The organism is Pseudomonas sp. Z2-11, from assembly GCF_054161305.1.
Genome location: NZ_CP096395.1, coordinates 1,836,216 through 1,839,400, shown reverse-complemented (window position 1 = coordinate 1,839,400; position 3,185 = coordinate 1,836,216). Strand labels below are relative to the sequence as shown.

Genomic DNA, 3,185 nt, shown 5'->3' with positions numbered 1-3,185 from the left:
TTCTGGGGTATCCGGAATCAGTGGGCACAGAGGCACAAAGGCAAGTCGTCCCTATGAAACGAATGCAAACCGGAAAAATTAGCGATTGGGAACAAGTGTCAGGAATGAAGAAAAACCGTGGCGAGGGAGCTTGCTCCCGCTCGGCTGCGCAGCAGTCGTAAACCGGCTGATGCGGTCTGCCTGGCTTAATGCGCCATCTCTTTTGGGGCGGCTTCGCCGCCCAGCGGGAGCAAGCTCCCTCGCCACAAAAGCGGGTCTTGAATCGGTTATGCGCTGATCGCCAACCCGTGTCGCCGGTGATGCACGCTCAGCTGATCCTTGATCAGCCGCAGCACCCTGGCCTCGTGTTCGTGGATGAAGAAGTGCCCGCCCGCCAGCATATCCACGGAGAAGCTGCCGCTGGTTTCGCGGCTCCAGCCGATCAACTGTTCGGTGGTGGCCTTGTCGGCGGTGCCGCCGAGCACGTGCACGGGGCAGTTGAGCGGTGACCGAAGCCTTGACTGGTAGCGGCCACAGAGCAGGAAGTCCGCGCGCAGCACCGGCAAGGTCAAAGCCATCAGCTCTTCATTGGCCAGCACCTCTTCGCTGGTACCGTTGAGGGTGCGCAGCTGGTCAATCAGTTCGGCATCGGTTTTCGGCTCGGCGAAACCTCGGTCATAGTCGGCGCGCATCGTCGGCGCCGCGGTGCCCGAGGCAAACAGCGCCACCGGTTCCGGGCAGCCCAGCTCACGCAAGGCGTGGGCGATTTCACAGGCCAGCAGCGCGCCCAGGCTGTGGCCGAACAGGGCGTAAGGGGCCTGGAGGGTCGGGGCCAGCTCACGCGCCAATTGCTTGGCCAAGGGCCCCATCTCGGTGTGCAGCGGCTCGGCGAAACGCGCCCCACGCCCCGGCAACTCCACCGGCTGCACCGTCAGCCACTGCGGCACCTTGCGCCGCCAGCGGCTGTAAACCATCGCGCTGGCGCCGGAATACGGCAGACACAGCAGGGTCAGTTGGGTCACTGCGGTTTTCTCCGATCGTTTGTATTAAAGGAATAACGAGGCCGGGCCATGGAGAATTAGTCACCGGCCCTTCGCCCGGATGCGTCTTATACTGCACGCCCGATGGCCTGGTCTGCCCTTAAGGAGAACACAATGAGCTGGTCCGCCCAACAATATGTCGCGTTCGAACAGGAACGCACCCGCCCGTCCCGCGATCTGCTGGCGGCCATCCCGCCGGTACAGGCGCGTCAGGTCATCGACCTGGGCTGCGGCCCCGGCAACTCCACCGAACTGCTGGTCGATCACTTTCCCGACGCAACGGTGCGTGGCCTGGACAGTTCCGCCGACATGGTCGAAGCGGCCCGTAAGCGCTTGCCCGGCGTGACATTCGACACCGCCGATATCGGGCGCTGGAACGAAAGCGGCCCCTTCGACGTGATCTTCGCCAACGCCGTGCTGCAATGGCTGCCCGACCACGCCACCCTGCTGCCGTCGCTGGTGGACAAACTCGCCCCTGGCGGCAGCCTGGCGGTCCAGATGCCTGACACCCTGCACCAACCGTCCCACCGTTTGATGCGTGACATCGCCGCCAGCGGCCCCTGGGCCAGTCAACTGGCCGGCGCGGCGGATTCGCGGACCGAGGTGGAGGATGCCAGCACTTATTACTCGATCCTCAAACCCCACTGCACCCGCGTCGATGTGTGGCGCACCACCTACCATCACCCGCTGGCCGGCGGCGCATCAGGGGTCGTGGAGTGGTTCAAGGGCAGCGGCCTGCGGCCATTCCTCGAGCCGCTGGACGAAGCGCAGCGCGAGGACTATCTGAAGCAATACCTCAAGGCCATCGAACAGGCCTATCCGGCCCTGGACGATGGGTCGGTCCTGCTGCCGTTCCCGAGGGTGTTCATCGTCGCGACACGCTAGGGCGATGGTCAGGCGCGAGGGCTAAATTTCTGATCCGGGCCCTCGTTACCTGCTAAGACCAAAACCCACAAGAGTGACCGCCGTGGACCTGCAAACCATCCTGGGCAAACTGTTCGCCAACGCCGGCGCCGTTGGTATCGACGGCGTTTTCCAATTCGTGTTCGGCCCGCATCAGGCGTACTGGTCCGAGGTCAAAGCCAGCAGCCACACCCAGGCTGGTCGGCACAGCAGCCCCGACGTGACCATCGAAATCGCGGAAAAGGATTTTCTCGAGATCATGGCCGGCCTGGCCAATGTCGAGGAACTGTTCGCCAGCGGTCGCCTGAAGATCGGCGGCAACATGGGCCTGGCGACGTTGCTGCCGCAGATCATCGATCACGCCCGCCATGGCAATCGCCCGGTGGAAAAGGTCGACATGAACAAACGCTACCCGACCCCGCCGCGCTTCAGCGAAACCCTCACCGCGAGCCTGCCGACCCAACGCAGCGTCGAGCGGCGGCCGCGCAGCGAACTGTCGGTGAGGGATTTCCAGGCACGCTACCTGCCCCATGGCATTCCGCTGGTGATCAGCGATGCGCTGCAGGACTGGCCCTTGTTCAAGCTCAGCCGGGAAGAATCCCTGGTGCATTTTGCCCAACTGCAAGGCATCACCCGCCACGGCGACTACGTGAAAAAAACCTTTTCCACCGAGCGCGATTTTCGCTCGACATCCATGGCCGACTTCATCGAGTCCCTCGACAACCCGGCCGCCAAGGGTGCGGACGGCGAGCCGCCAGCCTACATGGGCAACAATATATTGCCGGCGCAGCTGATGGAGCTGATCAAGTACCCGCCCTACTTCGATCCGTCACTGTTCATTCCGCCGCGCATCTGGATCGGCCCCAAGGGCACCCTCACACCGCTACACCGCGACGACACCGACAACCTGTTCGCCCAGGTCTGGGGCCAGAAAACCTTCACCCTCGCCGCCCCCCACCACCGCGAGGCCCTGGGCACCTGGTCGACCGCGCCCCAGGGCGGGCTGGACGGTTGCGACTTCAACCCGGACGCGCCGGACTATGAGCGTTTCCCCCACGCCCGTGACGTCACGTTCATGCGCGTGACGCTGGAGGCCGGGGATTTGCTGTTTTTGCCGGAGGGCTGGTTTCATCAGGTGGAATCGGTGGCCACTTCGCTGTCAGTGAATTTCTGGGTGAATTCGGGGCGGGGTTGGTAGCGTCCGAAGCTTGCTTTCGTGGCGAGGGAGCTTGCTCCCGCTCGACTGCGCAGCAGGCGCAAACC

3 protein-coding genes are annotated in these 3,185 nt (G+C 63.7%); 2 read left to right on the top strand and 1 reads right to left on the bottom strand.

Annotated elements, in window-relative coordinates; genetic code table 11:
• Positions 1–266 precede the first annotated feature (266 nt).
• A complete protein-coding gene (locus tag M1E16_RS08395) occupies positions 267–1,001 on the bottom strand; it encodes a thioesterase II family protein (RefSeq protein WP_458129627.1) in 735 nt (244 codons plus the stop codon).
• 132 nt (positions 1,002–1,133) lie between these two features.
• On the opposite strand from M1E16_RS08395, the gene tam reads away from it, so the two are divergent.
• On the top strand, positions 1,134–1,904 hold the full coding sequence (gene tam, locus M1E16_RS08390; protein WP_458129626.1) for a trans-aconitate 2-methyltransferase: 771 nt from the start codon (positions 1,134–1,136) through the stop codon (positions 1,902–1,904).
• Between the two features lie 82 nt (positions 1,905–1,986).
• On the top strand, positions 1,987–3,120 hold the full coding sequence (locus tag M1E16_RS08385) for a cupin-like domain-containing protein (RefSeq protein ID WP_458129625.1): 1,134 nt from the start codon (positions 1,987–1,989) through the stop codon (positions 3,118–3,120).
• Positions 3,121–3,185 lie beyond the last annotated feature (65 nt).

Coding starts and splice junctions, on each gene's coding strand:
- tam (WP_458129626.1), top strand. CDS start 1,134: ATGAGCTGGTCCGCCCAACAATATGTCGCGTTCGAACAGGAACGCACC.